Origin of the sequence: Acidaminococcus hominis, from assembly GCF_900291475.1 — a bacterium.
Taxonomy (GTDB): Bacteria; Bacillota; Negativicutes; order Acidaminococcales; family Acidaminococcaceae; genus Acidaminococcus; species Acidaminococcus hominis.
The window spans coordinates 480,191-505,625 of the sequence record NZ_OLMM01000004.1; the positions used below are offsets into that span (position 1 = coordinate 480,191).

The 25,435-nt window shown below is 50.5% G+C and carries 42 protein-coding genes; all 42 read right to left on the bottom strand.

All coding sequences use genetic code 11. The annotated features are described in order from the left end of the window. The 42 genes from C7E10_RS05680 to C7E10_RS05890 all read right to left on the bottom strand — a co-directional run bounded on the left by C7E10_RS05680 (position 1) and on the right by C7E10_RS05890 (position 25,434). Positions 1-522 (bottom strand): TlpA family protein disulfide reductase, encoded by a 522-nt coding sequence (locus C7E10_RS05680; protein ID WP_105326370.1) that lies wholly within the window; start codon positions 520-522, stop codon positions 1-3. Positions 523-652: 130 nt separating this feature from the next. Continuing rightward, positions 653-991 (bottom strand): 50S ribosomal protein L17, encoded by a 339-nt coding sequence (gene rplQ, locus C7E10_RS05685; protein WP_105326371.1) that lies wholly within the window; start codon positions 989-991, stop codon positions 653-655. Positions 992-1,005: 14 nt separating this feature from the next. Further along, on the bottom strand, positions 1,006-1,977 hold the full coding sequence (locus C7E10_RS05690; RefSeq protein ID WP_105326372.1) for a DNA-directed RNA polymerase subunit alpha: 972 nt from the start codon (positions 1,975-1,977) through the stop codon (positions 1,006-1,008). Positions 1,978-2,039: 62 nt separating this feature from the next. Beyond that, positions 2,040-2,633, bottom strand: a complete 594-nt coding sequence (rpsD, locus tag C7E10_RS05695; RefSeq protein WP_105326373.1) for a 30S ribosomal protein S4 — start codon at positions 2,631-2,633, stop codon at positions 2,040-2,042. A 19-nt stretch (positions 2,634-2,652) separates the two neighbouring features. Then, positions 2,653-3,045, bottom strand: a complete 393-nt coding sequence (gene rpsK / locus C7E10_RS05700; RefSeq protein WP_105326374.1) for a 30S ribosomal protein S11 — start codon at positions 3,043-3,045, stop codon at positions 2,653-2,655. A gap of 20 nt (positions 3,046-3,065) precedes the next feature. Next, on the bottom strand, positions 3,066-3,431 hold the full coding sequence (gene rpsM / locus C7E10_RS05705; RefSeq protein ID WP_105326375.1) for a 30S ribosomal protein S13: 366 nt from the start codon (positions 3,429-3,431) through the stop codon (positions 3,066-3,068). Positions 3,432-3,447: 16 nt separating this feature from the next. Beyond that, positions 3,448-3,561, bottom strand: a complete 114-nt coding sequence (gene rpmJ / locus C7E10_RS05710; RefSeq protein WP_009015366.1) for a 50S ribosomal protein L36 — start codon at positions 3,559-3,561, stop codon at positions 3,448-3,450. Positions 3,562-3,590: 29 nt separating this feature from the next. Beyond that, positions 3,591-3,809, bottom strand: a complete 219-nt coding sequence (gene infA, locus C7E10_RS05715) for a translation initiation factor IF-1 (RefSeq protein ID WP_009015367.1) — start codon at positions 3,807-3,809, stop codon at positions 3,591-3,593. A 13-nt stretch (positions 3,810-3,822) separates the two neighbouring features. Further along, positions 3,823-4,467 carry an adenylate kinase gene (locus tag C7E10_RS05720; RefSeq protein WP_105326376.1) on the bottom strand — a complete coding sequence of 215 codons (645 nt, stop codon included), beginning with the start codon at positions 4,465-4,467 and terminating at the stop codon, positions 3,823-3,825. Between the two features lie 10 nt (positions 4,468-4,477). Then, entirely contained in the window at positions 4,478-5,734 is a 1,257-nt protein-coding gene (gene secY / locus C7E10_RS05725; protein ID WP_105326377.1) for a preprotein translocase subunit SecY, read from the bottom strand. After that, positions 5,735-6,175: a 50S ribosomal protein L15 gene (rplO, locus tag C7E10_RS05730; RefSeq protein WP_105326378.1), complete on the bottom strand. Its 441-nt coding sequence runs from the start codon at positions 6,173-6,175 to the stop codon at positions 5,735-5,737. It lies immediately after the preceding gene. A 15-nt stretch (positions 6,176-6,190) separates the two neighbouring features. After that, on the bottom strand, positions 6,191-6,376 hold the full coding sequence (gene rpmD / locus C7E10_RS05735) for a 50S ribosomal protein L30 (protein WP_105326379.1): 186 nt from the start codon (positions 6,374-6,376) through the stop codon (positions 6,191-6,193). 12 nt (positions 6,377-6,388) lie between these two features. After that, positions 6,389-6,889 carry a 30S ribosomal protein S5 gene (gene rpsE, locus C7E10_RS05740; RefSeq protein ID WP_105326380.1) on the bottom strand — a complete coding sequence of 167 codons (501 nt, stop codon included), beginning with the start codon at positions 6,887-6,889 and terminating at the stop codon, positions 6,389-6,391. Positions 6,890-6,907: 18 nt separating this feature from the next. Next, complete coding sequence (gene rplR / locus C7E10_RS05745; RefSeq protein WP_105326381.1) at positions 6,908-7,270, bottom strand: 50S ribosomal protein L18; 363 nt, start codon at positions 7,268-7,270, stop codon at positions 6,908-6,910. A gap of 25 nt (positions 7,271-7,295) precedes the next feature. Beyond that, on the bottom strand, positions 7,296-7,844 hold the full coding sequence (gene rplF, locus C7E10_RS05750; protein ID WP_105326382.1) for a 50S ribosomal protein L6: 549 nt from the start codon (positions 7,842-7,844) through the stop codon (positions 7,296-7,298). A gap of 32 nt (positions 7,845-7,876) precedes the next feature. Beyond that, on the bottom strand, positions 7,877-8,275 hold the full coding sequence (gene rpsH / locus C7E10_RS05755; protein ID WP_105326383.1) for a 30S ribosomal protein S8: 399 nt from the start codon (positions 8,273-8,275) through the stop codon (positions 7,877-7,879). A 32-nt stretch (positions 8,276-8,307) separates the two neighbouring features. Further along, positions 8,308-8,493 (bottom strand): type Z 30S ribosomal protein S14, encoded by a 186-nt coding sequence (locus C7E10_RS05760; RefSeq protein ID WP_012939249.1) that lies wholly within the window; start codon positions 8,491-8,493, stop codon positions 8,308-8,310. Between the two features lie 12 nt (positions 8,494-8,505). Continuing rightward, positions 8,506-9,048 carry a 50S ribosomal protein L5 gene (gene rplE, locus C7E10_RS05765; protein WP_105326384.1) on the bottom strand — a complete coding sequence of 181 codons (543 nt, stop codon included), beginning with the start codon at positions 9,046-9,048 and terminating at the stop codon, positions 8,506-8,508. 23 nt (positions 9,049-9,071) lie between these two features. Further along, a complete protein-coding gene (gene rplX / locus C7E10_RS05770) occupies positions 9,072-9,401 on the bottom strand; it encodes a 50S ribosomal protein L24 (protein ID WP_105326385.1) in 330 nt (109 codons plus the stop codon). 30 nt (positions 9,402-9,431) lie between these two features. Beyond that, the gene (gene rplN, locus C7E10_RS05775) at positions 9,432-9,800 is read right to left on the bottom strand and encodes a 50S ribosomal protein L14 (RefSeq protein WP_105326386.1); all 369 of its coding nucleotides are present in this window, start codon (positions 9,798-9,800) and stop codon (positions 9,432-9,434) included. Between the two features lie 39 nt (positions 9,801-9,839). Beyond that, positions 9,840-10,100 carry a 30S ribosomal protein S17 gene (gene rpsQ, locus C7E10_RS05780; RefSeq protein ID WP_105326387.1) on the bottom strand — a complete coding sequence of 87 codons (261 nt, stop codon included), beginning with the start codon at positions 10,098-10,100 and terminating at the stop codon, positions 9,840-9,842. 34 nt (positions 10,101-10,134) lie between these two features. Next, the gene (rpmC, locus tag C7E10_RS05785) at positions 10,135-10,329 is read right to left on the bottom strand and encodes a 50S ribosomal protein L29 (RefSeq protein WP_105326388.1); all 195 of its coding nucleotides are present in this window, start codon (positions 10,327-10,329) and stop codon (positions 10,135-10,137) included. Further along, positions 10,329-10,787, bottom strand: coding sequence for a 50S ribosomal protein L16 (gene rplP / locus C7E10_RS05790; protein ID WP_105326389.1), 459 nt, complete (start codon positions 10,785-10,787; stop codon positions 10,329-10,331). Before rplP ends, rpmC begins: the two co-directional genes overlap by 1 nt. Then, complete coding sequence (gene rpsC, locus C7E10_RS05795) at positions 10,787-11,464, bottom strand: 30S ribosomal protein S3 (protein ID WP_105326390.1); 678 nt, start codon at positions 11,462-11,464, stop codon at positions 10,787-10,789. Before rpsC ends, rplP begins: the two co-directional genes overlap by 1 nt. A gap of 27 nt (positions 11,465-11,491) precedes the next feature. Further along, complete coding sequence (rplV, locus tag C7E10_RS05800) at positions 11,492-11,827, bottom strand: 50S ribosomal protein L22 (RefSeq protein WP_105326391.1); 336 nt, start codon at positions 11,825-11,827, stop codon at positions 11,492-11,494. Positions 11,828-11,850: 23 nt separating this feature from the next. Beyond that, positions 11,851-12,126 carry a 30S ribosomal protein S19 gene (rpsS, locus tag C7E10_RS05805; protein WP_105326392.1) on the bottom strand — a complete coding sequence of 92 codons (276 nt, stop codon included), beginning with the start codon at positions 12,124-12,126 and terminating at the stop codon, positions 11,851-11,853. A 28-nt stretch (positions 12,127-12,154) separates the two neighbouring features. Next, the gene (rplB, locus tag C7E10_RS05810) at positions 12,155-12,985 is read right to left on the bottom strand and encodes a 50S ribosomal protein L2 (RefSeq protein ID WP_105326393.1); all 831 of its coding nucleotides are present in this window, start codon (positions 12,983-12,985) and stop codon (positions 12,155-12,157) included. 21 nt (positions 12,986-13,006) lie between these two features. Then, positions 13,007-13,297 carry a 50S ribosomal protein L23 gene (gene rplW / locus C7E10_RS05815; RefSeq protein WP_105326394.1) on the bottom strand — a complete coding sequence of 97 codons (291 nt, stop codon included), beginning with the start codon at positions 13,295-13,297 and terminating at the stop codon, positions 13,007-13,009. Next, positions 13,297-13,926: a 50S ribosomal protein L4 gene (rplD, locus tag C7E10_RS05820; RefSeq protein ID WP_105326395.1), complete on the bottom strand. Its 630-nt coding sequence runs from the start codon at positions 13,924-13,926 to the stop codon at positions 13,297-13,299. Before rplD ends, rplW begins: the two co-directional genes overlap by 1 nt. Before the next feature lie 21 nt (positions 13,927-13,947). Continuing rightward, complete coding sequence (gene rplC / locus C7E10_RS05825; protein ID WP_105326396.1) at positions 13,948-14,607, bottom strand: 50S ribosomal protein L3; 660 nt, start codon at positions 14,605-14,607, stop codon at positions 13,948-13,950. Between the two features lie 14 nt (positions 14,608-14,621). After that, positions 14,622-14,933 (bottom strand): 30S ribosomal protein S10, encoded by a 312-nt coding sequence (gene rpsJ / locus C7E10_RS05830; protein WP_012939263.1) that lies wholly within the window; start codon positions 14,931-14,933, stop codon positions 14,622-14,624. A 184-nt stretch (positions 14,934-15,117) separates the two neighbouring features. Next, a complete protein-coding gene (locus tag C7E10_RS05835) occupies positions 15,118-16,443 on the bottom strand; it encodes an elongation factor Tu (protein ID WP_234997687.1) in 1,326 nt (441 codons plus the stop codon). 29 nt (positions 16,444-16,472) lie between these two features. Then, positions 16,473-18,560: an elongation factor G gene (gene fusA / locus C7E10_RS05845; protein ID WP_105326397.1), complete on the bottom strand. Its 2,088-nt coding sequence runs from the start codon at positions 18,558-18,560 to the stop codon at positions 16,473-16,475. 23 nt (positions 18,561-18,583) lie between these two features. Then, a complete protein-coding gene (gene rpsG, locus C7E10_RS05850) occupies positions 18,584-19,054 on the bottom strand; it encodes a 30S ribosomal protein S7 (RefSeq protein ID WP_105326398.1) in 471 nt (156 codons plus the stop codon). Between the two features lie 46 nt (positions 19,055-19,100). Then, complete coding sequence (gene rpsL, locus C7E10_RS05855) at positions 19,101-19,484, bottom strand: 30S ribosomal protein S12 (RefSeq protein WP_012939266.1); 384 nt, start codon at positions 19,482-19,484, stop codon at positions 19,101-19,103. A 66-nt stretch (positions 19,485-19,550) separates the two neighbouring features. Next, positions 19,551-19,811, bottom strand: a complete 261-nt coding sequence (locus C7E10_RS05860) for a L7Ae/L30e/S12e/Gadd45 family ribosomal protein (RefSeq protein WP_234997688.1) — start codon at positions 19,809-19,811, stop codon at positions 19,551-19,553. 361 nt (positions 19,812-20,172) lie between these two features. Continuing rightward, entirely contained in the window at positions 20,173-20,520 is a 348-nt protein-coding gene (locus tag C7E10_RS05865; RefSeq protein WP_105326400.1) for a cupin domain-containing protein, read from the bottom strand. A gap of 12 nt (positions 20,521-20,532) precedes the next feature. Continuing rightward, positions 20,533-21,507, bottom strand: a complete 975-nt coding sequence (locus tag C7E10_RS05870) for a ComEC/Rec2 family competence protein (RefSeq protein WP_105326401.1) — start codon at positions 21,505-21,507, stop codon at positions 20,533-20,535. Positions 21,508-21,543: 36 nt separating this feature from the next. Further along, the gene (locus C7E10_RS05875; protein WP_105326402.1) at positions 21,544-22,023 is read right to left on the bottom strand and encodes a threonine/serine exporter family protein; all 480 of its coding nucleotides are present in this window, start codon (positions 22,021-22,023) and stop codon (positions 21,544-21,546) included. A gap of 8 nt (positions 22,024-22,031) precedes the next feature. Continuing rightward, on the bottom strand, positions 22,032-22,799 hold the full coding sequence (locus C7E10_RS05880; RefSeq protein WP_105326403.1) for a threonine/serine exporter family protein: 768 nt from the start codon (positions 22,797-22,799) through the stop codon (positions 22,032-22,034). An 11-nt stretch (positions 22,800-22,810) separates the two neighbouring features. Then, complete coding sequence (locus C7E10_RS05885; RefSeq protein WP_199614832.1) at positions 22,811-23,497, bottom strand: uracil-DNA glycosylase; 687 nt, start codon at positions 23,495-23,497, stop codon at positions 22,811-22,813. Beyond that, entirely contained in the window at positions 23,494-25,434 is a 1,941-nt protein-coding gene (locus C7E10_RS05890; protein ID WP_105326405.1) for an ATP-binding cassette domain-containing protein, read from the bottom strand. Before C7E10_RS05890 ends, C7E10_RS05885 begins: the two co-directional genes overlap by 4 nt. Position 25,435 lies beyond the last annotated feature (1 nt).

A 25,435-nucleotide genomic window follows, 5' to 3' on the forward strand; every position in this document is an offset into this window, starting at 1 on the left:
CTACTGCTCCAGCCCTTTGAGGACCTTTTCCAGTTCCTGGGAAGTAGTTCCCCCCACCTTCCGGAACACTTCCTGGCCGTTCCGGTTCAAGATCACCGTGGTGGGAATCCCCCGGACCCCGTACTGCTGGGCCACCTTGCCGCCCACGTCCAGCAGCACCGGGAACTGGAGCTGCTGCTTCTCCAGGAAACCCTTCACGTCCCCCTCCGGTTCATCCAGATCGATGCCGTAGAACCGCACGTCCTTTGCATGGGCGCTGGCAAAAGCGGCGATTTCCGGCAGTTCAGCCCGGCAGGGCGGACACCAGGTGGCCCAGAAATTCAGCACGTAGAGGGCTCCGTCCTGGGCCGGGCTTACAGCAACAGTTCCCGCCCCCAATTGTTTTAGGCGAAAGCCAGGAGCGGCAGCAGTCCGGGTCTGGGCCGCGGGCTTAACCGACTCCGGGGTTTGGGCCGTGCCGGCACTGCAGCCGGCGGACAGAGCGGCCAGCACAGCCGCCAGACAAAACAGGGTCTTTTTCATAAAAGGTTCCTTTCCAAAGCAGAATGATTTTCCTTTAGTATACCATAAGCCCCTGCCCTGCTCTGTGAAGAAAGTGCAAAAGCGGCAAAAAAAAACTGTAGCATCTCTGCTACAGTCTTTCTTTATGTCGTTAGATCAGCTCTAAAATTGCCATTTCAGCAGCGTCACCGCGGCGAGGAGCTGTTTTGTAAATACGGGTGTAACCACCGTTGCGGTCCTTGTATTTGGGAGCAATGGTGTCAAACAACTTCGTGGTAGCTTCTTCATCAGCGAGGAATGCCAAAACCTGACGACGGGCATGCAGGTCACCTTGTTTAGCCAGGGTGATCAATTTAGCAGCCAGACCGCTAATTTCTTTAGCTTTCGTTTCGGTGGTTTCGATTTTCTCGTTTTTGAAGAAGGCGGTCAAGATGCTGCGGAACATAGCTTTCCGGTTGCTGGAGTTCCGGCCCAATTTTCTGTATGCCATCTTTCGTCTTCCTCCTATTCTTCATCGGAATTGCGCAGGTGCAGGCCCAATTCCTCAATCTTGTTCTTGACTTCTTCCAGGGATTTGCTGCCCAGGTTGCGGACGCAGATGAGTTCATCTTCCGTCTTGTTGATAATATCTTCTACCGTATTGATGCCGGCCCGTCTCAAGCAGTTGTTGGAACGAACGGTCAGGTCCAGATCGTCAATGGACATCTGGTATACGGAGGATTTACTACCCTCTTCGCTGGTCTTGGCGCTATCCTCATTCCCTTGGATCTTGGGAATGTTGGTGGTCTTGAACAAGGCCAAATATTTAATCAAAATTTCAGCTGCAGAAGTTACAGCTTCATCAGGTCCCAGGCTGCCGTCGGTCCATACTTCCAAGGTCAGACGGTCATAGTTGGTTACATTGCCTACCCGGGTATCGGTAACACCGAATTTCACACGGGTAATGGGAGAGTAGATGGAGTCAACAGGAATAAAGCCAATGGGCTGATCCTTGCTCTTGTTCTTCTCTGCCGGCACGTAACCGCGGCCCACGTCAACGTAGATTTCCATGTTCAGGACGGCGTTCTTGTCCAGGGTTGCAATATGCAGCTCGGGGTTCAGAACTTCCGTGTCCTGATCGCAGATTACGTCAGCGCCGGTCACTTCACCTTCGCCGGACTTCTTGATATAGAACGTCTTGGGCTCAAAGGTGGTGCTGTCATCCATACCCACCTTGAAGCACAAGGACTTGATGTTTAATACGATATCTGCAACGTCTTCTCTGACTCCCTCAATGGTAGCGAACTCATGGAGCACACCATCAATCTTGATGCCGGTAACAGCCATACCGGACAGGGAAGAAAGCAATACACGGCGCAGACTATTACCTAAAGTAATACCGTATCCACGTTCCAAAGGTTCCCAGACGAACTTGCCATAACGCCCATCGGGGGAAATTTCGTCGATAACCAGGCTAGGTTTTTCGATTTCCTTCATGCGGAAGCCTCCTTTCGCGCATTACCACAATACGCGGTATAAATAGTGGAGAACAGTATCAATTACTTGGAGTACAGTTCGATGATCAGCTGTTCTTCAACAGGAACATCAATATCATCGCGTACAGGCAGACGGTCAACCTTTCCGCTGAGGTTCTGTGCGTCTACAGAGATCCAGGCAGGAACAGAAGCCTTGCCCAGAACATCAGCCATACCCTTGAAGTAGTTGGAGCTGCGGCTGCTTTCCATAACGGAAACAACATCGCCGGCTTTTACCAGGGCAGAGGGAATATCCAGGCGCTTGCCGTTAACGGCAATGTGGCCATGGGTAACCAGCTGACGAGCTTGACGACGGGTGTTAGCCAGGCCCAGACGGTATACAACGTTGTCCAGTCTGCGTTCCAACAGGATTAACAGGTTGGCACCAGCGATACCTTCCATTTTCTTGGCTTTTTCGTAGTAGCCACGGAATTGTTTTTCCAGAACACCGTAGATGAATTTAGCCTTTTGTTTTTCAGCCAACTGCATACCGTATTCGGATTTCTTTTTGAACTGGCGTTTCGGCTGACGATGGGATTCTTTCATAACACCCACGAATGCCGGAGACATGCCCAGAGATCTGCATCTTTTCAGAACAGGAGTCTTATCAATTGCCATTCTATTATTTCACCTCCAATTATACTCTTCTGCGTTTCGGCGGACGGCAGCCGTTATGAGGAATCGGAGTCACGTCTTTAATGGATTCCACTTCCAGGCCTGCAGCCTGCAGAGCACGGATGGCAGCTTCACGGCCGGCACCGGGGCCCTTTACGAAAACTTCAATTCTCTTCAGACCATGTTCCATAGCAGCCTTGGAAGCTTGTTCAGCTGCCATTTGGGCTGCAAACGGGGTGCTCTTACGAGAACCACGGAAGCCCATGCCGCCGGCAGATGCCCAGCTCAGGACACTGCCGTTCAGGTCGGAGATCGTAACGATCGTGTTATTAAAGGTGGAGCGAATATGTGCCACACCAGCTTCTACATTCTTGCTTACTTTCCGTTTGTTACGGACAACTTTTTTCCCAGCCACTCGTCTAATCCCTCCTTAAATTACTTCTTTGCGCCGGCCGCTTTTTTCGGGCCTTTACGGGTACGAGCATTATTTTTGGTGTTTTGACCGCGAACAGGCAGGCCTGCACGATGTCTGCGGCCGCGATAGCAGCCGATTTCCACCAAACGTTTGATGTTCAAGGATTCCTCACGGCGGAGGTCACCTTCTACTTTGTATTCATGATCCAGAATTTCACGGAGCTTTGCGATTTCAGCTTCCGTCAAATCCCGAACACGGGTATCCGGGTTAATACCGGTCTTACCCAGGATTTCCCGGGAAAGAGTCAAACCAATACCGTAGATGTACGGCAGGGCGTATTCGATACGTTTATCTCTCGGCAAATCTACACCGGCGATACGAGCCATTCAAAGCACCTCCTTTTTAACCTTGTCTTTGTTTATGTTTCGGGTTTTCGCAAATGACCATAACACGGCCTTTGCGTTTAATGATCTTGCATTTTTCACAAATGCGTTTTACAGACGGTCTTACTTTCATGTTGCTGAACCTCCTCTTGCCAATCCTCTTTATTTAAACCGATAAGTAATCCGGCCGCGGTTCAGGTCGTAGGGCGTCAGCTCTACGGTTACCTTATCCCCAGGCAGGATTTTAATAAAGTTCATACGTATTTTTCCGGAAATGTGGGCCAGGATCTCATGATCGTTTTCCAATTTCACACGGAACATAGCATTGGGCAAAGATTCCAAGACAGTACCTTCTACTTCGATTGCATCTTGTTTCGACACTTGTAATGCCTCCTTACCCTTTTACAGCTGCTACCACATCAGCATACACCTTATCGATGGGCTGAGTGCCGTCAATTTCCTTATACACGCCTTCCGTTTTGTAATACGCAATAAGAGGAGCAGTTTGGCTATGGTACGCTTCCAAACGTTTTTTCACAGTGGTTTCTTTGTCATCATCACGCTGGTACAATTCCCCACCGCATTTGTCGCATACATTTTCCACTTTGGGAGGGTTGTATACCACATGATACGTAGCACCGCAGCTCTTGCAGATGCGCCGGCCGGTTACACGGCTGATCAGGTCCTCATCGGGAACACTGATGTTTACCGCAGCGGTCAGCTGGATGCCCAGATTCTTCAGAATCCCATCCAGGGCAACTGCCTGCTCTTTGGTACGGGGAAACCCGTCCAGAATGAATCCTTTGAGACAATCCGGTTGGCTCAGGCGCTCTCTGACGATACCAATGGTAACTTCATCAGGCACCAAACCGCCGGCGTCCATATATTTTTTGGCTTCCTTGCCCAATTCCGTACCATTTTTCACAGCCGCACGGAACATATCTCCCGTAGAAATATGGGGAATTGGGAAATCGGCAACTAATTTTTCCGCTTGGGTCCCCTTGCCTGCGCCAGGAGGTCCCATTAAAAGAATATGCATGTTCTCTCTCCTATTTCATGAAACCTTGATAGTGTCGCATGAGTACCAAGGACTCTACTTGTTTCATCGTATCAAGCGCTACGCCAACAACGATCAATAGGGCCGTACCGCCGAAGTAAACTCCGGAAATTCCTGTGAGCCATACGATGATGTTAGGCATAATAGCAATGAATGCCAGAAAAACAGCACCCGCTAAAGTGATCCGGTTCATCACCCGATCCAGATAGTCCGTGGTAGGTTTGCCGGGCCGAAGGCCAGGAATAAACCCGCCGTACTTCTTGATATTGTCGGACATCTCGGGAATGTTCAGGCTTACCGCCGTATAGAAGTAAGTGAAGAACAGGATGAGCACAATATAAAGTCCTGTCTGCAGCGGAGTGCCCCATGCCAAATAGCTGGCTGCCGTCTGGATCCAGGGGATCTTGATGAACTGCGCAATGGTCACAGGAAACATCAATACGGAAGAAGCGAAAATGATGGGCATAACACCGGCCTGATTCACCTTTAAGGGAATATAGGTGGTGTGGCCGCCGTACATTTTACGGCCCACAATCCGTTTCGCATACTGTACCGGTACCTTCCGGTATGCCACCGTAATTGCTACGACGAACATTACCATCAGCACGGCCAGAACCGCGAAGATCAGTACATTGAAGACATTGACGGTGCCTGCCTGCAAATACCGGCCGATAACAGCCAGCCCGTTGGGCAGACGGGAAATGATGCCTGCAAAGATGATTAAGGAAATACCATTCCCAATCCCTTTTGCAGTAATCTGTTCCCCAATCCACATCAGCAGCAGGGAGCCTGCCGTCAAGGTAATGACGATCATGGCAAACGAGAAGAAGTCAGGATTATTGACTGCTGCCCGTAAGCCGTACGCCATACCAATTGCCTGAATGGCACCCAGACCAACCGCCGCATAGCGGTTGACTTTATTGATTTTCTTTGCTCCTTCCGCTCCCTCTTTGGACCATTCTTCCAAAGTCGGGATCACCACTGTAAGCAGCTGCGTGATAATAGACGCATTGATGTAAGGAGTAATGCTCATAGCAAATATAGAGAATTTACTAAGTGCACCGCCGGAGAACAGATCCAGTAGACCGAACAGGTTCCCATTGTTGAATAACCGTTCGATCATGGCTGCGTTAACCCCCGGAACGGGAATTTGCGTTCCAGCCCTGAATACTATGAACATCGCAAGGGTAAATAATACTTTCTTTCGGAGTTCCGTAGCCTTCATCAGGTTATCAAGGGCTGAAGCCAATTAGATCACCTCTACTTTACCGCCGGCAGCTTCGATCTTTGCCTGTGCAGTTTTGCTGAAGCCCATAGCTCTTACGGTAACCTTTTTGGTTACTTCGCCATTGCCCAGCACGCGGATGCCGTCACGGATATTTTTAACCAGACCGCATTCAATCAGGGAAACAGGATCGATTACAGCACCGTCGTCAAAGCAGTTCAGTACATCCACATTGATTTCAGTGTAATGCTTACCGAATTTATTGTAGAAACCGCGTTTCGGCAGACGCAGGTATAACGGCTTTTGACCACCTTCGAAACCAGGACGCTTTACCCCGCCGCTACGGGATTTCTGTCCTTTTTGGCCTTTGCCGGATGTTTTGCCCAGACCGGAACCAAGACCGCGGCCTACACGGACGCGAGCTTTTTTGGAACCAGGAGCGGGAGCCAATTCATGCAAATACATTTGCAGCCCTCCTTGTTAAGCCTTGACTTCTTCTACTTTAACCAGGTGGCTCACTTTATGGAGCATACCTTGCAAAGTGGAATTGTCTTCTTTTACTACGCTGGTGTTGATCTTACCCAAGCCCAAAGCTCTCACGGTTGCGCGTTGGTCTTTCGGATAACCGATTAAGCTACGGGTCAGCGTGATTTTTACTTGTGCCATCATGCTACCTCCTTAGCCTAATAACTCTTCAACAGTTTTGCCGCGCAGGGCAGCAACTTCTTTAGCGTTCTTCAGGTTTTCCAGACCTTTCAACGTAGCGCGAACCACGTTGTTGGGGTTGGAAGTACCCTGGGATTTCGTCAGGATATCACGCACGCCGGCCAGTTCCAATACGGCACGAACAGGGCCGCCGGCAATAACACCAGTACCTTCGGAAGCCGGTTTCAGCAGAACTTGGCCTGCGCCAAAGATGCCGATAACTTCGTGGGGAATGGTGGTTCCTCTCAGAGGAACAGTGATCAGGTTCTTTTTGGCATCATCCACACCCTTGCGGATTGCTTCAGGAACTTCGGCAGCTTTGCCCAGGCCCATGCCAACATGACCATTTTCATCACCAACAACAACCAAAGCAGAGAAGGAGAAACGACGTCCGCCTTTTACGACCTTAGCTACGCGGTTGATGAAGACTACTCTTTCTTTGAAGCCATCATCTTGTTTTTCGTAATTAGCCACTCTAATGTCCTCCCTCTGTTAAAATTCCAGACCGGCTTCGCGGGCTGCTTCAGCTAAGGCTGCCACGCGGCCATGGTACAGATAACCACCACGGTCGAATACAACAGTTTTAATGCCTTTTTCCAGGGCTTTTTGAGCGATTTCAGTACCAATCGCTTTGGCAGCTTCAATGTTGCCGCCGTAGTTTTCCTTGTTGCCTTTTTCTACGGTGCTGGCGGAAACCAGAGTTTCACCAGTAACATCATTGATGATTTGAGCATAGATGTTGCTCAGGCTGCGATATACATTGAAACGGGGTTTTTCAGCCGTTCCTACAATATTTCTCCGCATACGCAGATGCCGTTTTTGGCGAGCTGCGTTTTTATCTTTCTTGTTCAGCAAGAGATTCACTCCTTCCTTCTAGAAATTATTTCTTGCCTTTGGCGCCCGCTTTACCAACCTTACGGATGATATGTTCGCCAGCGTATCTGATACCTTTGCCCTTGTAGGGTTCGGGAGCACGCAGGCTGCGGATTTCAGCAGCAACAGCACCGACTTTTTCCTTGTCGATACCGGAAACTACGATTTGGCTCGGTACGGGAACTTCGAAGGTAATGCCTTCGGGAGGATCCATTACGCAGGGGTGGGAGAAGCCCAGGTTAAAGCTGATTGCTTTGCCTTGCTTCGTTGCACGATAGCCAACGCCTTGAATTTCCAGGGATTTGGAATAGCCTTCCGTAACACCAATGATCATGTTGTTGATCAGGGTCCGGGATAAGCCGTGGAGGCTGCGATGTACTTTATCATCGCTGGGACGAGTCACAGTGATGACGCCGTCTTTCAGTTCCACGGTCAATTCTTTACTGATCTGACGGCTCAGTTCGCCTTTAGGTCCCTTAACGGAGACCAGGTTATCTTCTACCGTTACCGTTACCTTATCAGGCACAGTAATGGGAGTTTTTCCGATTCTTGACACTTATAAGCACCTCCGGTCCTTTAGGATTGATCTTACCAAACGTATGCGACAACTTCGCCGCCCAGTCCAGCCTTCCGGGCTGCTTTATCAGTCATCATGCCCTTGGAAGTGGAAATTACTGCAATACCCAGGCCGCCCAAAACGCGGGGCAGTTGGTCTTTTTGCGTGTAAACTCTCAAACCGGGTTTGGAGATACGTTTGATGCCGGAAATAACTTTTTCCTTGTTAGGACCGTATTTCAGCTGTACACGGATCACATTCTGATGTTGTCCGGGAACGACTTCGAAATCTTTAATGAATCCTTCGCTCTTCAAAATTTCTGCAATGGCAGTTTTAATTTTGGAGCAGGGGATTTCAACTTTATCGTGATGCACCGAGTTGGCGTTACGAATTCTCGTAAGCATATCGGCAATCGGATCAGTCATAGTCATTTACAAATACCCTCCTTCCTTGTAATCCGCTCTTACCAGCTTGCCTTCGTTACACCGGGAATAGCGCCTTCGTAGGCGTATTTCCGGAAGCAAATACGGCAAATGCCGAATTTACGCATGTAAGCGTGCGGTCTGCCACAAATTTTGCAGCGGTTATATTTACGAACCTTGAATTTCGGTTCAGCTTTCCATTTTTCGATCAATGCGGTCTTTGCCACGGTTTTCCCTCCTTATGCCCCAAACGGCATACCAAGAAGCTTCAGCAGTTCTCTGGCTTCTTCGTCGGTCTTAGCAGTAGTAACAATGATTACATCCATGCCGCGAACCTTGTCGACCTTATCATAGTCGATTTCAGGGAAAATCAGCTGTTCTTTCAAGCCGATGGAATAGTTGCCGCGGCCGTCGAAGGACTTGGGGTTAACACCTCTAAAGTCACGTACACGGGGAAGGGCAATATTCATGAATTTATCCAGGAACTCGTACATCCGGCTGCCCCGCAGCGTAACTTTTACGCCGATAGGCATGCCTTCACGCAGTTTGAACGCAGCGATGGATTTTTTAGCTTTGGTGATAATGGGCTTTTGACCAGCAATCATGGTCATGTCTGCTACAGCAGAATCAATAGCCTTGCTGTTGGTCACAGCTTCGCCACAGCCGATGTTCAGTACAACTTTTTCCAGTTTAGGAATTTCGTTGACGTTTTTATAGTTGAATTTTTCCATTAAGCCTTTAACAGCTTCGGAAGTATATTTGTCTTGCAGTCTCGTTGCCATCTGATATCCTCCTTTCCCACAAATTATTTGTCGATTACTTCGCCGCATTTTTTGCAGGCTCTGACGTATCCTTCGCCTACAGCTACTTTCTTAATGCGGGTGGGTTTCTTGCAGGACGGGCATACCAGCATTACGTTGGAAACACTGATCGGTGCTTCTTTGGTAACAATGCCGCCCTGGGGGTTGCTTTGGGAAGGTTTCGTATGGCGCTTAACTTCGTTGACGCCTTCTACAGTAACCTTGGATTTCTTCGGGAAAGCAGCGATTACTTTGCCTTCCTTGCCTTTATCTTTACCAGCCAATACCACAACGGTATCGCCTTTTTTAACGTGCAATTTTACGGCCTCAGCCATGTCTGCAACACCTCCTTATTGTGCTTGTTCTTAGAGCACTTCCGGTGCCAGGGAAATGATCTTCATGTAGTCTTTTTCACGCAGTTCGCGGGCAACAGGTCCAAAAATACGGGTGCCCCGCGGGGTCTTATCATCTTTAATCAAAACGGCTGCGTTTTCATCGAAACGGATGTAAGAACCATCCGGACGACGGGTTCCCTTTACGGAACGAACCACAACGGCCTTTACAACTTCACCTTTTTGGACAACGCCACCGGGTGTAGCATCCTTAACAGAAGCCACAATTACGTCACCAATGTTAGCATATTTACGATAGGAACCGCCTAACACACGGATACACATAATCTTTTTGGCACCGGTATTGTCCCCAACATTCAGCACAGTCTGCTGTTGAATCATGGTTTACCTCCCTTGCCAAGCAATGCTCAGCAGTATCACTTATTTCGCCCGTTCTACGATTTCTACAACGCGCCAGCATTTATCCTTAGACAAAGGACGGGTTTGGGTAATCTTCACAGTATCGCCAATATGGGCATCATTGTTTTCGTCATGAGCTTTTAATTTAATGGTATGCATTACGCCTTTTTTGTACAGAGGATGCTGTACCAAACGTTCGATAGCCACAACAACGGTTTTCTGCATCTTGTCGCTAACGACCTTACCAGTACGCGTAACACGCATATTTCTCTCTTCAGCCACGGAATTTTCCTCCTTCGCTTAGGATTAACTCGGATTAGGAGTTAATTTCGCGTTCCCGTTGGATAGTTTTGATCTGGGCAATGGACTTCTTGACTTCTCTGATTTTCATCGGATTTTCCAATTGTCCGGTTGCCATCTGAAAACGCAAGTTAAACAATTCATCTTTTAAGCCTGCCAGCTTCGTATCCAACTCTGCAACAGACATTTCTCTAATTTCTGTAGTTTTCATTAAGCTTCACCACCTACTCCATTTTCACGCGCGGTGACTTCGGCATCCAACTGAGCTTTGGTTACGAAACGGCTCTTGATCGGCAGTTTGTTGCCAGCAAGACGCATAGCTTCTTTAGCAATGTCTTCCGTTACACCGGCCATTTCGAACATAACCCGGCCCGGTTTCACCACTGCTACCCAGTATTCAGGAGAACCTTTACCACTACCCATACGGCTGCCAGCGGCTTTGGCCGTTACAGGTTTGTCAGGGAAAATCTGGATCCATACTTGACCGCCACGTTTGATGTAACGGGTCATTGCAATACGGGCTGCTTCAATCTGACGGTTGGTAATCCAAGCGGGTTCCAGTGCAACCAGACCAAATTCACCATGAGCAACTCTGTTGCCACGCATTGCACGGCCTTTCATGCGGCCTCTATGTTGTTTACGATGCTGTACTCTCTTCGGTAATAACATTATTTCGCCCCTCCTTCTTGCGCTTCAGGAGCTTCTTTTTTCACAGTTCTGGTAGGCAGAACTTCACCTTTGTAGATCCATACCTTTACGCCGATACGGCCATAAGTGGTATGAGCTTCTGCAGTCCCGTAGTCGATATCGGCACGCAGGGTGTGCAGAGGAATGCTGCCATCACGGTAGCTTTCGGTACGAGCAATTTCAGCTCCGCCCAGACGGCCTGCGCATTGGATTTTGATACCCTTTGCACCCAGACGCATGGTACGGCCAACGCACTGCTTCATGGCACGGCGGAAAGCGATCCGGCGTTCCAGCTGGGAAGCAACGTTTTCAGCAACCAGAGTAGCATCCATATCCGGGGATTTAACCTCGATGATGTTGATGTCCAGCTTGCTGTCAGTCAGCTTAGCCAGGTCTTTCTTCAGCAGTTCGATGTTGCTGCCTTGGCGACCGATTACGATGCCCGGTTTAGCAGTATAGATGCTGATGCGCATCTTTTGTTCCGTTCTTTCGATGGTAACCCGAGAGATACCAGCTTGGAATTGTTTATCTTTAATGAAGTCACGAATCTTGATGTCTTCCAAAAGATTTTTTTGATAGTCTTTGTCGGCGTACCACTTAGAATCCCAATCAGCAATAACGCCCACTCTGAAACCATGTGGATTAACTTTTTGCCCCACTATTCATTCCCTCCTTCTGTCAGGATGTTATTTTTCTGCAACAGCCACGGTCACATGGCTGGAACGTTTCAGGATCTTGAAAGCCTGTCCACGAGAACGCGGATGAATTCTCTTCATGGTAGGGCCCTGATCAACGAAACAGCTGGAAACAACCAGGTTGTCAACGTTCATGTCGAAATTATGTTCAGCATTGGCAACAGCGGAACGCAGAACCTTTTCAATAACCTCAGAACCAACCTTCGGGGTGAATTTGAGGATTGCAAAGGCTTCGTTTACGGACTTGCCGCGGATCAAATTGATTACGATACGCAGTTTGCGCGGTGCAATGCGGATGTATTTAGCAACTGCTTTAGCTTCTTCCATCTATATTATCCTCCTTCCCCTTCTTATTTAACGGCTCCGGCTTTATCGCCATGGCCCTTGAACAAACGGGTGGGAGCGAATTCGCCTAATTTATGGCCGACCATATCTTCGGTAATATATACAGGCACATGTTTCCGACCGTCGTGAACGGCGATGGTGTGGCCCAAAAATTCAGGGAGAATGGTAGAGCTGCGAGACCAGGTTTTAATAACTTTCTTTTCCGAAGCAGCGTTCAGCGCTTCAACCTTCTTCAGCAGACTAGCTTGGACATAAGGTCCTTTTTTAACGGATCTGGACACTCTTTATGCCTCCTTTCAAAAAGCTCTATTATTTCGTTCTACGTTTCAGGATCAGTTTAGAAGACGCCTTCTTAACCTTACGGGTACGAGTACCAAAGGCGCTCTTGCCCCAAGGAGTAACAGGACGCTTACGACCAACAGGAGAGTGGCCTTCACCACCACCATGCGGATGGTCGTTCGGGTTCATAGCAACACCGCGGTTGGCAGGACGAACGCCCATCCAACGAGAACGGCCAGCTTTACCCAAAGTCAGGTTTTCGTGGTCCAGGTTGCCGATCTGACCGATGGTAGCACGGCAGTTAATGTGTACCTGACGCAGTTCACCAGAAGGCAGACGCAGCAGAGCGTAGGAACCTTCCTTAGCCATCAATTGGATAGCAGCACCGGCGGAACGGCCCAGCTGGCCACCCTTGCCGATTTTCATTTCCACGTTGTGAACCATGGTACCCAGAGGGATGTTCAAGAGAGGCAGGGAGTTGCCAACTTTGATATCAGCCTGAGGACCGCTGACAATCACATCGCCCACTTTCAGGCCTTGAGGAGCCAGAATGTAGCGTTTTTCACCATCAGCATAGTTCAGCAGAGCAATGTTGGCGCTGCGGTTGGGATCATACTCGATGGTAGCAACTTTAGCAGGCACATTGTCTTTATTCCGTTTGAAATCGATGATACGATATTGTCTTTTATGACCGCCGCCCTGATGACGAACCGTCATTTTACCGGTGTTGTTGCGGCCGGCATGTTGGTTCAGTTTTACAACTAAAGGGCGATGGGGCTTGTCCGTAGTAATCTCTTCAAAGGTGGACACAGTCATGCTGCGTCTGGAAGGAGAATACGGATTAAAGCTTTTAATAGCCATTGTTTGACCTCCTTAGACGAATTACATTCCTTCGAAGAGCGGAATCGTGTTGCCTTCTGCCAGCTTAACGATTGCTTTCTTATAATCGGAACGCTTACCTTCATATTTACCCATCCGCTTGGTTTTGCCCATAACGCGGATCGTGTTTACATTCACAACCTTCACATTGAAGATAGCTTCAATGGCTTGGCGGATTTCAGTTTTGTTGGCACCAATTGCTACTTGGAAAGTATACTTGTTGTCCTTCATCATGTCGGAAGTCTTTTCAGTAACAATGGGTCTTACGATAATGTCGCGAGGATTAGCAGCCATTATGCGAGCACCTCCTCAATTCTAGCTACGGCATCTTTAGCCAGCAGTACTTTTTCAGCATTCAGGATATCGAATACGTTCAGGCAGTCATTGGACAGAGCCTTTACTTTTTCAATATTCCGGGAAGACTTTTCTACGTTTTCATCCTCACCATCGGTGATCAGCAGAGCTTTTTTGCCTTCTGCTTCGAAGCCTTGCAGCATAGCTACAGCGCTCTTGGTTTTCGGTGCGTCGAAGGTCAGACCATCAACGATTACCAGTTCACCAGCAGCAACTTTAGCGCTCAGTGCGCAGCGGATAGCCAGACGACGAGCTTTGCGGGTCATGGATTTGGCATGGCTCCGGGGAGCGGGACCAAATACGGTACCACCGCCAACCCACAGGGGAGAACGGACGGAACCGGCACGGGCACGGCCAGTACCTTTTTGTTTCCAGGGTTTTCTGCCACCGCCGCGAACCATACCGCGGGTCTTGGTTGCATGAGTGCCCTGACGTTCATTGGCTTGCTGCATAACAACAGCCTGATGAACAACAGCTTCATTGAATTCTACGCCAAAGACGTAGTCCATCAATTCTATTTCTTCACCGGTCTGTTTACCGGTAATATCATAAATTGCTAATTTCGGCATTGAAACGCCCTCCTTTCAATCTTATTTCTTATTTGCTTTGACAACATCGGGGCGAACCGTGTCTCTCAGCAACAGGAAGGTACCAGCGGCACCAGGCACAGAACCTTTAACCATAATCAGGTTACGGTCTGCATCCACTTTAGCGATAGTCAAACGTTGAACCGTTGCACTGGTTCCACCCATACGGCCAGGTAATTTCTTACCTTTGATAACACGGCCGCCAGGACCGGAATGCATAGGACCATTAGAACCGGGTTCACGATGGGACTTGGAACCGTGTTTCATAGGACCACGTGCAAAGTTGTGGCGCTTGATCGTACCAGCGAAGCCTTTACCGCGGGAAACGCCGACAGCATCCACCAGATCACCGGCTGCGAAAATATCAGCCGCAATCTTGTCGCCAACTTTATAATCAGAGGGTTCGGTGAGACGCAGCTCACGCACGTATTTCACAGGAGATACGCCGGCTTTGTCGAAGAAGCCCTTCATGGGTTTGTTTACTTGTTTTTCTTTGATTTCACCAAAACCGAGCTGCAGGGCATTGTAGCCGTCGCTTTCTTCGGTCTTGTTTTGCAGCACGACGCAGGGGCCCGCTTCTACAACAGTAACGGGAACCAAAGTACCGTCAGCTTCAAAAATTTGGGTCATGCCTAATTTCTTGCCTAAGATTCCTTTAGCCATATTCGCACACCTCCTTACGCTTTGATCTCAATATCTACACCAGCAGGAAGATCCAAGCGAGTCAGTGCATCGATCGTCTTAGCTGTAGGTTCCAGAATGTCTACCAGTCTCTTGTGGGTTCTCATTTCGAACTGTTCACGGGAGTCTTTGTTGACATGAGGAGAACGCAGAATCGTATAGATGTTCTTTTCGGTAGGCAGCGGAATCGGGCCGGATACTTGAGCACCGGTACGTTTTGCCGTCTCTACGATTTTGGAAGCACTTTGATCCAGTGCTTTGTAGTCATACGCTTTCAGGCGTATACGGATTTTTTGAGTCTTTGCCATTGATAATTTCCTCCATTCGCCACGTTTCTAAGAACGGACATACTCAGCAAAAGTTCCCTTCTTGACCAGGCAGGCCAGAAGCCATCTTCTGCCTCATCGCGGGCCCATTAAACATAAGAATATGAGGGGCTTTGGCCACGCCCCTCATATGGGCTTACATCATTCATCGGATAAACCTTGCGGATTAACCTTCGATTTCGGTAACAACGCCAGCGCCTACCGTATGGCCGCCTTCGCGGATAGCGAAACGCAGACCTTGTTCGATAGCGATCGGGGTGATCAGTTCAACGTCCATTACAACGTTGTCGCCAGGCATAACCATTTCGGTACCTTCAGGCAGGTGAGCCACACCAGTAACGTCGGTAGTTCTGAAGTAGAACTGAGGACGATAGCCGTTGAAGAACGGAGTATGACGGCCGCCTTCTTCTTTGGTCAGTACGTATACTTGGCCTTTGAATTTGGTATGAGGATGAATGGAACCGGGTTTAGCCAGAACCTGACCTCTTTCGATTTCGCTTCTGTCAATACCGCGCAGCAGGCAGCCGATGTTGTCGCCGGCTTCAGCCTGATCCATGGTCTTACGGAACATTTCCAGACCGGTAGCAACGGATTGTTTCTTTTCTTCGCTCAGACCAACGATTTCAACCGTGTCGCCAACTTTGATTACGCCACGTTCTACACGGCCAGTAGCTACGGTGCCGCGGCCGGTGATGGTGAATACGTCTTCAACAGGCATCAGGAACGGTTTAGCCAGGTCATGGACAGGGGTCGGAATGTATTCGTCAACAGCATCCATCAATTTCATGATGGTTGCTTCTTGTTCTTTGTCGCCTTCCAGAGCTTTCAGTGCGGAACCAACAACGATGGGCACTTCATCTCCAGGATAGCCGTATTGGCTCAGCAGTTCGCGAACTTCCATTTCAACCAGTTCGATCAGTTCAGGATCGTCAACTTGGTCGGATTTGTTCAGGAACACAACGATAGCAGGAACGCCAACCTGGCGGGCAAGCAGGATGTGTTCACGAGTCTGAGGCATAGGACCATCAGCAGCGGATACAACCAGGATTGCGCCGNGTTCAGGATCGTCAACTTGGTCGGATTTGTTCAGGAACACAACGATAGCAGGAACGCCAACCTGGCGGGCAAGCAGGATGTGTTCACGAGTCTGAGGCATAGGACCATCAGCAGCGGATACAACCAGGATTGCGCCGTCCATCTGAGCAGCACCAGTGATCATGTTCTTTACATAGTCAGCATGCCCCGGGCAGTCAACGTGTGCATAGTGTCTTTTTTCGGTTTCGTATTCAACGTGGGCAGTGTTGATAGTGATACCACGTTCTCTTTCTTCAGGAGCCTTATCGATCATGTTGTAGTCCATGAACTGAGCGCCGCCGCGTTCAGCCAGAACTTTGGTGATAGCAGCAGTCAGAGTGGTCTTGCCGTGATCGACGTGACCGATGGTACCAATGTTAACATGGGGTTTGGTTCTATTGAATTTCTCTTTAGCCATTGTTATTTCCTCCTAATTGATCACAGGTCTTAGTCCTGTGCGTTTCCTTTGTTTTTAGCAGTAATTGCTTCAGCAATATTCTTAGGAACTTCTTCGTAGTGATCTACTTCCATGGAATAGTTGCCGCGGCCCTGAGTCTTGGAACGCAGGTCCGTTGCGTAACCGAACATTTCGGACAGAGGAACGAAAGCAGTGATAACTTGGGCACCGCTTCTGGCTTCCATGCCTTCGATACGGCCACGACGGGAGTTCAAGTCGCCGATTACATCACCCATGTATTCTTCAGGGATGACAACTTCGACTTTCATGTACGGTTCCAGCAGAACAGGGTTTGCTTTCTGTGCACCGGACTTGAAGCCCATAGAACCGGCAATCTTAAATGCCATTTCAGAGGAGTCGACTTCGTGGTAGGAACCGTCGTATACGGTAACGCCGATATCAACCATCGGGTAACCAGCAACAACGCCGTTTTCCATAGCTTCCTTAACACCTGCTTCAACAGGAGCAATGTATTCTTTAGGAATAGCGCCGCCCACGATCTTGTTTTCGAACTTGAAGCCTTCGCCCGGTTGCAGCGGAGTCAGTTCCAGCCAGCAATGACCATACTGACCTTTACCACCGGACTGACGAACGAACTTACCTTCGGATTTGACGCTCTTGCGAATGGTTTCTCTGTAAGCTACCTGCGGGTTGCCCACGGTGCAGTCTACGTTGAATTCTCTTCTCAGACGGTCAACAATGATATCCAAGTGCAATTCGCCCATACCGGAAATGATGGTCTGGGAGGATTCGGCATCCGTGCGAATCCGGAAGGTCGGATCTTCTTCAGCCAGTTTGCCCAGGGCAACGCCCATCTTTTCTTGGTCGGCTTTGGTTTTCGGTTCAATAGCAACAGAGATTACAGGATCAGGGAATACCATGGATTCCAGGATAATCGGTGCTTTTTCATCGCACAGGGTATCGCCGGTGCTGGTATCCTTCAGGCCTACAGCTGCTGCAATATCACCAGCGAAAACTTCTTCAATTTCCGTACGGTGATTGGAGTGCATACGCAGGATACGGCCGATTCTTTCTCTCTTGTCTTTATTGGCGTTATATACATAGGAGCCGGCGGTCAGGGTACCGGAGTACACTCTGAAGAATGCCAGACGGCCTACATACGGGTCAGTTGCAATCTTGAAGGCCAGAGCAGCGAACGGTTCAGAGTCGCTGGAAGGTCTTTCTTCTTCTTCGCCCGTTTCAGGGTTGGTGCCTTTGATGGCAGGAACATCCAGAGGAGAAGGCATGTAATCAACGATGGCATCCAGCAGGGGCTGTACGCCTTTGTTCTTGTAGGAAGAACCGCAGGTTACAGGATACAGTTTGCATTGGCAGGTCATCTTACGGATGGCGCCTTTGATTTCTTCTTCCGTCAGGTCTTCACCTTCCAGATATTTTTCCATCAGGTCATCGTCGCTTTCAGCAACAGCTTCCAGCAGGACCTGACGGTACTTCTGGGCGGTTTCAACATAGGCTTCCGGAATGGGTTCGAATTCTTCTTCCTTGCCCAGCTTGTCTCCGTAAACAATTGCCTGCATCTTTACCAGGTCGATCAGACCTTCGAAAGTATCTTCAGCACCGATAGGTACTTGAATTGCAACTGCATTTGCACCCAGGCGATCTTTCATCATTTGAATAACATTGAAGAAATCAGCGCCGGTGGTATCCATCTTATTTACATAAGCGATACGGGGTACATTGTATTCTTCCGCTTGACGCCAAACCGTTTCGGATTGGGGTTCAACGCCGCCTTTGGCGCTGAATACGGCCACGGAACCATCCAGTACACGCAGGGAACGTTCAACTTCTACGGTGAAGTCAACGTGCCCCGGGGTGTCGATGATGTTAATGGAATGGCCTTTCCAATGACAGGTCGTAGCTGCGGAAGTAATCGTAATACCACGTTCTTGTTCCTGAACCATCCAGTCCATGGTGGCAGCGCCATCGTGAACTTCACCGATCTTGTGAGTCTTGCCGGTGTAGAACAGGATACGTTCCGTGGTAGTAGTTTTACCAGCATCGATGTGAGCCATGATGCCGATGTTTCTGATTTTATCTAAGGGAAACTCTCTACCCACGAATTACTCCTCCTTAATGAATCTTACCAACGATAATGGGCAAACGCTCTGTTTGCTTCAGCCATCTTATGAGTGTCTTCACGTTTCTTAACGGAAGCGCCCGTGTTGTTTGCAGCGTCCATCAGTTCGCCGGCAACACGTTCATACATGGTTTTTTCTCCGCGCAGACGGGAATAGTTGACCAGCCAACGGATTCCCAGAGTCGTTTTGCGGTCGGCTCTTACTTCAACAGGAACCTGGTAGTTGGCACCGCCCACCCGGCGTGCTTTAACTTCCAGAACAGGCATTACGTTCTTCATGGCAGTATCGAAAACTTCCATGGGGTCCTTACCCGTCTTGGAGTGGATCAAATCAAAAGCGTCATATACGATACGCTCGGCAACACCTTTTTTACCGTCGAGCATAATTTTGTTGATGAATCTGGTCAAAAGTTTGGAACCATATACTGGATCCGGTAATACGTCTCTTTTAGTTACAGGACCTTTTCTCGGCATCTGTATTTCCTCCTTCGTTATTTATCATTCTGCGTGCCAGCCAAAATTATTTCTTAGCTGCTTTCGGGCGCTTAGCGCCATATTTGGAACGGCCCTGGTTGCGATCAGCAACACCGGCGGTATCCAATGCGCCGCGAATGATGTGATAACGAACACCGGGAAGATCCTTTACTCTGCCGCCTCTGATCAGAACAACGCTGTGTTCCTGCAGGTTATGGCCAATACCAGGAATATAGGCAGTGACTTCAATACCATTGGTCAGACGGACACGAGCAACCTTCCGCAGTGCGGAGTTAGGTTTCTTCGGAGTGGTGGTGTACACTCTCGTGCAGACACCACGTTTTTGTGGTGAATTTTTTAATGCTGGCGCCGTTGATTTTTGAGTAATTACTTGTCTACCTTTACGAACCAATTGGTTGATTGTAGGCATTCCGGCACCTCCTTTCTCGAGTATAAGATTTAATGATTATAAAAACCTTCTGCAGGGCAGAAGATTCTACCGGGTTTTGAGTACAGCGGCTACGGATGCTCCCACGTGGATGCCGCAGGCCTTGCCAAGCTCCTGCATGGTAGAGACTGTTTCCAGTCTTACGCCAGCAGCTTCGCACAGCGCCTTGATGGGCCCCGTTACATGTTCATCCGCATCCAGGGCAATCAGCGCTCCCACAGCCTGACCTCTGGCTATGGCTTTCTGGGACTGCTTCACACCAACAACAACGGGCGAGCCGTTTTTCACGTCTGCGAGAAACAATTTCACACCTCCGAAAGACATAGTAACCCCTGTGACACTCGAGTATTGTAACATTCTTGACACCCCATGTCAAGAATTTTTTTCGTTTTTTATGGCCTTTTGGCACGATTTTAAGCCGCTCTTTCTTTACACAGTGCCTAGTGTATCATAAACCCTAGAAACCCGCATTTTTCCCGGGTTTTTCCTGGGACTTTTTCCCTGAAATTGGATGGAAATCGCAACAAATTTAGAACGGAAAACCTTTTTTCTTCCCCGCGGCCCCAATATTTCACAAAAAGTTTTCAAATTTATTTTTTCTGGATAACGAAAAGAGCTGCGAAAAACGCCAAGGTATTTTTCACAGCTCTCTTTGCTTGAGACAAAAGTTTTATTTCTTTAACGTATTGGCAATCAGGGCAATAAACACCAGATCGTCCTTGCCGGTGTTATACAAGGCATGGGTGCCTCCGTCCGGGCAGAAGGTTACGTCCCCGGCCTTTACGGCCACCTTCTTGTCCTCATCGGTGTATTCCCCTTCCCCTTTCAGCAGGTAGTAGGTTTCGTTGTTGCCCTCGTGCTTATGCAGGGGCACAGCGCAGCCCGGGTGCAGGGTGATTTGGGCAAACATCTCGTTGGCTCCCCCAAAAGCTGCGGGATCCATGATCACTTCCCGGATAATGGTGCCGGTACCCGGATTTTCCTTCACGACTTTTTCCAGTTTCGTATAAACTGCCATAAGAACGCCTCCCTATTTTTCCGTGGTGACTGCATACTCACTGCCGTTGGAGATAATGGTAATGTCACCGTTGTCATACGTATTATAAATCTTTGCGCCGGCGGTCTTCAACCGTTTCAGCACAGTTTTGTTGGGATATTTCCGGGTGCCCGGTTCGTTGCCGCAGCTGATTACCGCCACCATGGGCTTCACCGTTCTCAGCCAATTCATGGAGCTTGACGTATTGCTGCTGTGATGCCCCACCTTCAGCACGTCGCTTTTCAGTTCCTTGGCATCGTACAGGCTCATAATCTTGGCTTCCGTCTGGGTGTAGGCATCTCCGGTGAACATCATGGTGAAATCCTGATAGGTAAAGCGCATGACCATACTGTTGGGATTCACGTTGGTATCCCCGGGCACCGTTAGATGGTCCTTCTCCGGCCAAAAGACCTTAAAGGAAGCCCCGTTCTTCAGGGGAATATCCATGGGCGCCGTCACCAGCACTGCGTCAATGTGCTTATCCTCAATGAGCTTCTTGACCTTTTTCATCAGCCCCGACTGGGGATTGACCACATTGGTGTAGTACACATGCTCCACGTGGAGGCTGTTCAGAATGGCCACCGCCCCGCCAATATGGTCCTTGTGGGGGTGGGTCAGGAACAGGCCATCAAGAGAATTCACACCCAGTTTCCGCAGCCGGGCCACCAGGGTATTGCCGTCCTCAAACAGCCCCGTATCCACCAGGTAATTCTTCTTGTCCACCTGAATCAAGATGCTGTCCGCCTTCCCCACGCTGAGCATGGTGATTTTTAACGGTCCATCTACCTTTTGAACCAGGGTGGCCTCGTGAGCCGGAGGCTTAATGGGCGTTACCGCCTGGGTTCCCGCCTTAGGGCTGGGACTGGGTTTACTGCCCGTCCCCTGGCTCAGACCGCAGCCCGCCAGCAAAAATTGCAGGGCCAGCAGCAGGCTGGCCACCTTACCCCAAATTCCGTGCCATTTTTTCATCAATTTCGCTCCTTTCTGCCAAAAACGCCGCAGCAATCAAAGACGACTGCTCCGGCGTTTTTGTTTTACCAATTTTTTGCTGGTTTTCCATACCTTGGCCAGACCGGACACCAAAAGGATGCCAATGGCAATGGCCGTAGCATCCAGGGCCGCTCCGATAAAGGTATGCATCCCCATGCTGTAGGAATCCAGCATGGTATAGTTCATGGCCCGGTACAAAGGAAGTCCGGGCACCAGGGGAATCACCCCGGGAATGGAAAAGATAGGCACCGGCTGCCGGTACCAGCGGGCAAACACCTCGCTGCACAGGGACAGTGCCACAGTGCCGGCAAAGTTGCTGAGCATGGAGCTAAGCCCCAGCCCGCTAAGCAGCACAATATAAACCCCAAAGCCCACCATCCCTACAAAGCCGGCTTTGTACAGGCAGTTTTTGGGGCAGTCAAACAGCTTCCCGAAAGCTACGGTAGCAAAAAACGAGAAGATGGTCTTGATTACAATGGTTACAGCTAGCGGCATAGGTCCTCCTACATATACAGAACGCCCAGAACGGTAGCTATGCCAATAGCCACCCCGCCCACCAGGAAAATCGCTTCCCCGGCCCGGCAGGTGCCGCTGAGCAGATCCCCGGCCATAAAGTCCCGAATCCCGTTAGTAAAAGCCATCCCCGGCAAATAGGGCATCACGCCCCCGGCAATGGCCAATTCCATTACCGTATCCGGCAGAGCCTTGCGGAACAGTACCGCCACCAGACAGATAATAGCCCCTGCCATCGTGGTTTCCCAGAAGTTGCTGGGTTCAAAGGGAGAGACTGCCTTGACAAACGCCATGGACAAAAGAGAGCCTAAAAGGGCTGCGGTAAACTCCAAATAGCCGCCGCCCAGCACCACCGCAAAAAAGGCCCCAGCCAGCCCGGACCAAAAGATTTCCTCCCAGGCCGGCCGAGGGGGCCGGTGGAGCATTTCCTCCAGCTGGTCCATGGTTTCTTCAAAGCTCTTGTCCCAATGGGGCATGGCATAGGACATTTCATTGACTTCACTGATCAGCGTCAGATTGGTGCCCCGTTTGGTAATCCGGTACATCAGGCTGTCCCCTTCCAGGGTTTCCCGGCCCAGCATCACCAGGGACGGAGTGCAGAAGGCCGCCACATTGTTCATGCCGCCTTCGTGGCAGATGCGCAGCATGGTATCTTCCACCCGATAGGTTTCTGCCCCGCTGCACAAAAGGATTTTCCCTGCCGTCAGGGCAATCTTCAGCACCTGCTCCTTGCTCATCGCCGCCAAAGTACTTGCCATAATTGTCTCCTTTACCGCTGAAACAGTTCCGCCACTGCCGCCCGGAACCGGTTGGCCCCGCCCATGGAGGGATGGGGCACCGCCGCACAGGGCACCCCGTATTTTTCCAGGGTCCCGGCGCTTTTCCGGCCGATGGCAATCACCTGCATCCCCGGCACCAGGTCCAGCAGCATCCGGGCAAATACAATGCCCTGGTCCAATTCCGGCCCTGTGGGGGTCCGGTTGGTCAAAATGCCGCTGGGCTTATAGGGATGAAAAGGATAAATATTCCAAAGAATGGTCTGGAAGGAGGCCAGCTGCTGATGGGCCAGCTCCCCCCACATAATGGTGGCAGTGGGTTCGTTGAACCCCTGCTCCTTCTGTTTTTTGTTTAAAAGCGGACTTTCCGGATTGCTGGTCCGCCGGTAGTCCCAATCTCCCAGCACCACCTCCGGCCGTACGTCCGGATGGTGGCCCAAAAGGATCCGCTCGCTGGTCATGGCCATGCCGGAAAAATGGCCTCCCTGGTAACCCAGGCCTTCGGCAATAAACAGATAGCGGGCCTCCTGCCGCAGTTCCAGGTACCGTTTCAGGTTGGCCGCCCGGATAAGCGGCGCCTGGGGCCCAATATCACAGGAAGGATCATAGTCCGCCCAGGGATTGAAGCTGGTTTCTGAGTGCACCTGCTGCAGGGCTGCAATAAATTCTTTAATGGTCATTCTAACGACTCCATGAGGGCTTCCCATTTGGTCATCAGCCCGTCCAAAATCTCACTAAGTTCTTCGTATTCCTTGGCCAGTTTGGTACTGGTTTCCAAGTCCTGCTGGTTGGCCGGGTCGGCAATCTGGCCGCTGAGGACCTTCTGCAGGGCCTCATATTCCCGGATTTTCAGTTCCACCTGGGGCAGCAGCTTTTCCGCTTCTGCCGGGCTGTAGGCCGGTTTCTTCGGTTCCTCCGCCTTCGGGGCAGCAGGGACCGCCTCCCTTTGGGCAGGAGCCGGAGCCTCTTTTTTCGTTTCCTTCGGGGCAGCCGGCGCAGCCGCTGTTCCCATTCCCTGGCGTTTGGCCTTTTCTTCCTGGTAGAAATCGTAGTTGCCCTTGTAGTCCGTTACGCGGCCATTTTCCACGGCCCAAATCCGGCCGGCAATCTCATTGACCAGATAACGGTCGTGGCTGACCAGCAGCACCGTGCCGTCAAAGGTCTCCAGGGCTGCTTCCACCGCTTCCTTGGCAGCAATATCCAAATGGTTGGTGGGTTCGTCCAGGAGCAGGCAGTTGGCCCCGTCCAGTACCAGCTTGAGCAGCACCAGCCGGGCCTTTTGGCCCCCGGACAGGGTACCGATGACCTTAAACACATCGTCCCCGTGGAACAGCATGCTGCCCAAAAGCCGCCGGGTCTGTTCGTCGGTGTAGCCATATTCCGTCAGGAAGTTTTCCATAATGGTCTGCTTTTCATCCAGCCGCTCGTAGCTCTGGGAGAAGTAGCCAATCTTCACCCGGTTGCCAATCCTGGCCTCCCCTTTAAGGGGCGGCAGATCCTGAAGGATGGTCTTCAAAAGGGTGGATTTCCCGCAGCCGTTGGGGCCGATAATGGCCACCTTTTCGCCTCGGCGCAGGGTCAGGTCCACATCCTTCAGCAGCAGGGTGCCGGGATAGCCCACGTCCAGATGCTCCAGCATAATGACTTTTTCCGCGGACTCTGCCGCATGGGGCAGCCGCAGCTCAAATTCTTCTTCCTTTACCGGAGCCTCAATCCGTTCCAGCCGGTTTAGCTGGGACTGGCGGCCCCGGGCCATCTTGCTTTTGATGCCCGCCTTATAGCGGCGGATGTATTCTTCCGTTTTGGCGATATATTCCTGCTGGGCTTCGTAGGCCCGGGTCTGGGACAGCACCTGAATGGATTTCTGCTCCAGATAGGCCGAATAGTTGCCCTTGTAGCGGTGCAGGGTGCCCCCCTCCATTTCCAGGATTTCCTCGGCTACATGGTCCAGGAAGGCCCGGTCATGGGAGATCACCAGGACCCCGCCCCGAAACTCCTGCAAATATTTTTCCAGCCATTCACTCATAACAATGTCCAAGTGGTTGGTAGGTTCATCCAAGACCAATAGGTCGGGGGAGTTTACCAGGGCCGCCGCCAGCATCAGCCGGGTCTTTTGACCGCCGGACAGCTTGTCCGCCCGGTCATTCCAGGTTTCTTCCGGATACCCCAGACCTGTCAGGACCTTTTTGATATTGCTTTCGTAATGGTAACCGTCCAAATGGGCATAGCGGTTTTCCGTCCGGGCGTACTGGTCCAGGACCTGCTGCAGTTCGTCCCCCTGGGCCGTGCCCCCAGCTTCTTCCAATTCCCGCATTTTCTGCCGCAGGGCCAGGATATCCGGGCAGGCTCCCTGCATAAACTCCCAGATGGTTTCCTCCCGGAAGTCGTTGAAACCCTGCTGGACGTAGCCCAGTCGCAGTTCCCCGGCAAATTTCACCGTGCCCCCGTCGGCAAAGTCCGGTTGGAGCAGGCATCGCAGCAGGGTAGTTTTCCCGCTGCCGTTGACGCCTACTAATCCCACCTTTTCCCCTTGGCGGATGGTAAAGCTTACATTTTTAAAAATATCGTGGACGCCGAAGCTTTTCTTCAAGCCGTCCACGGTGACTAAAATATCCATA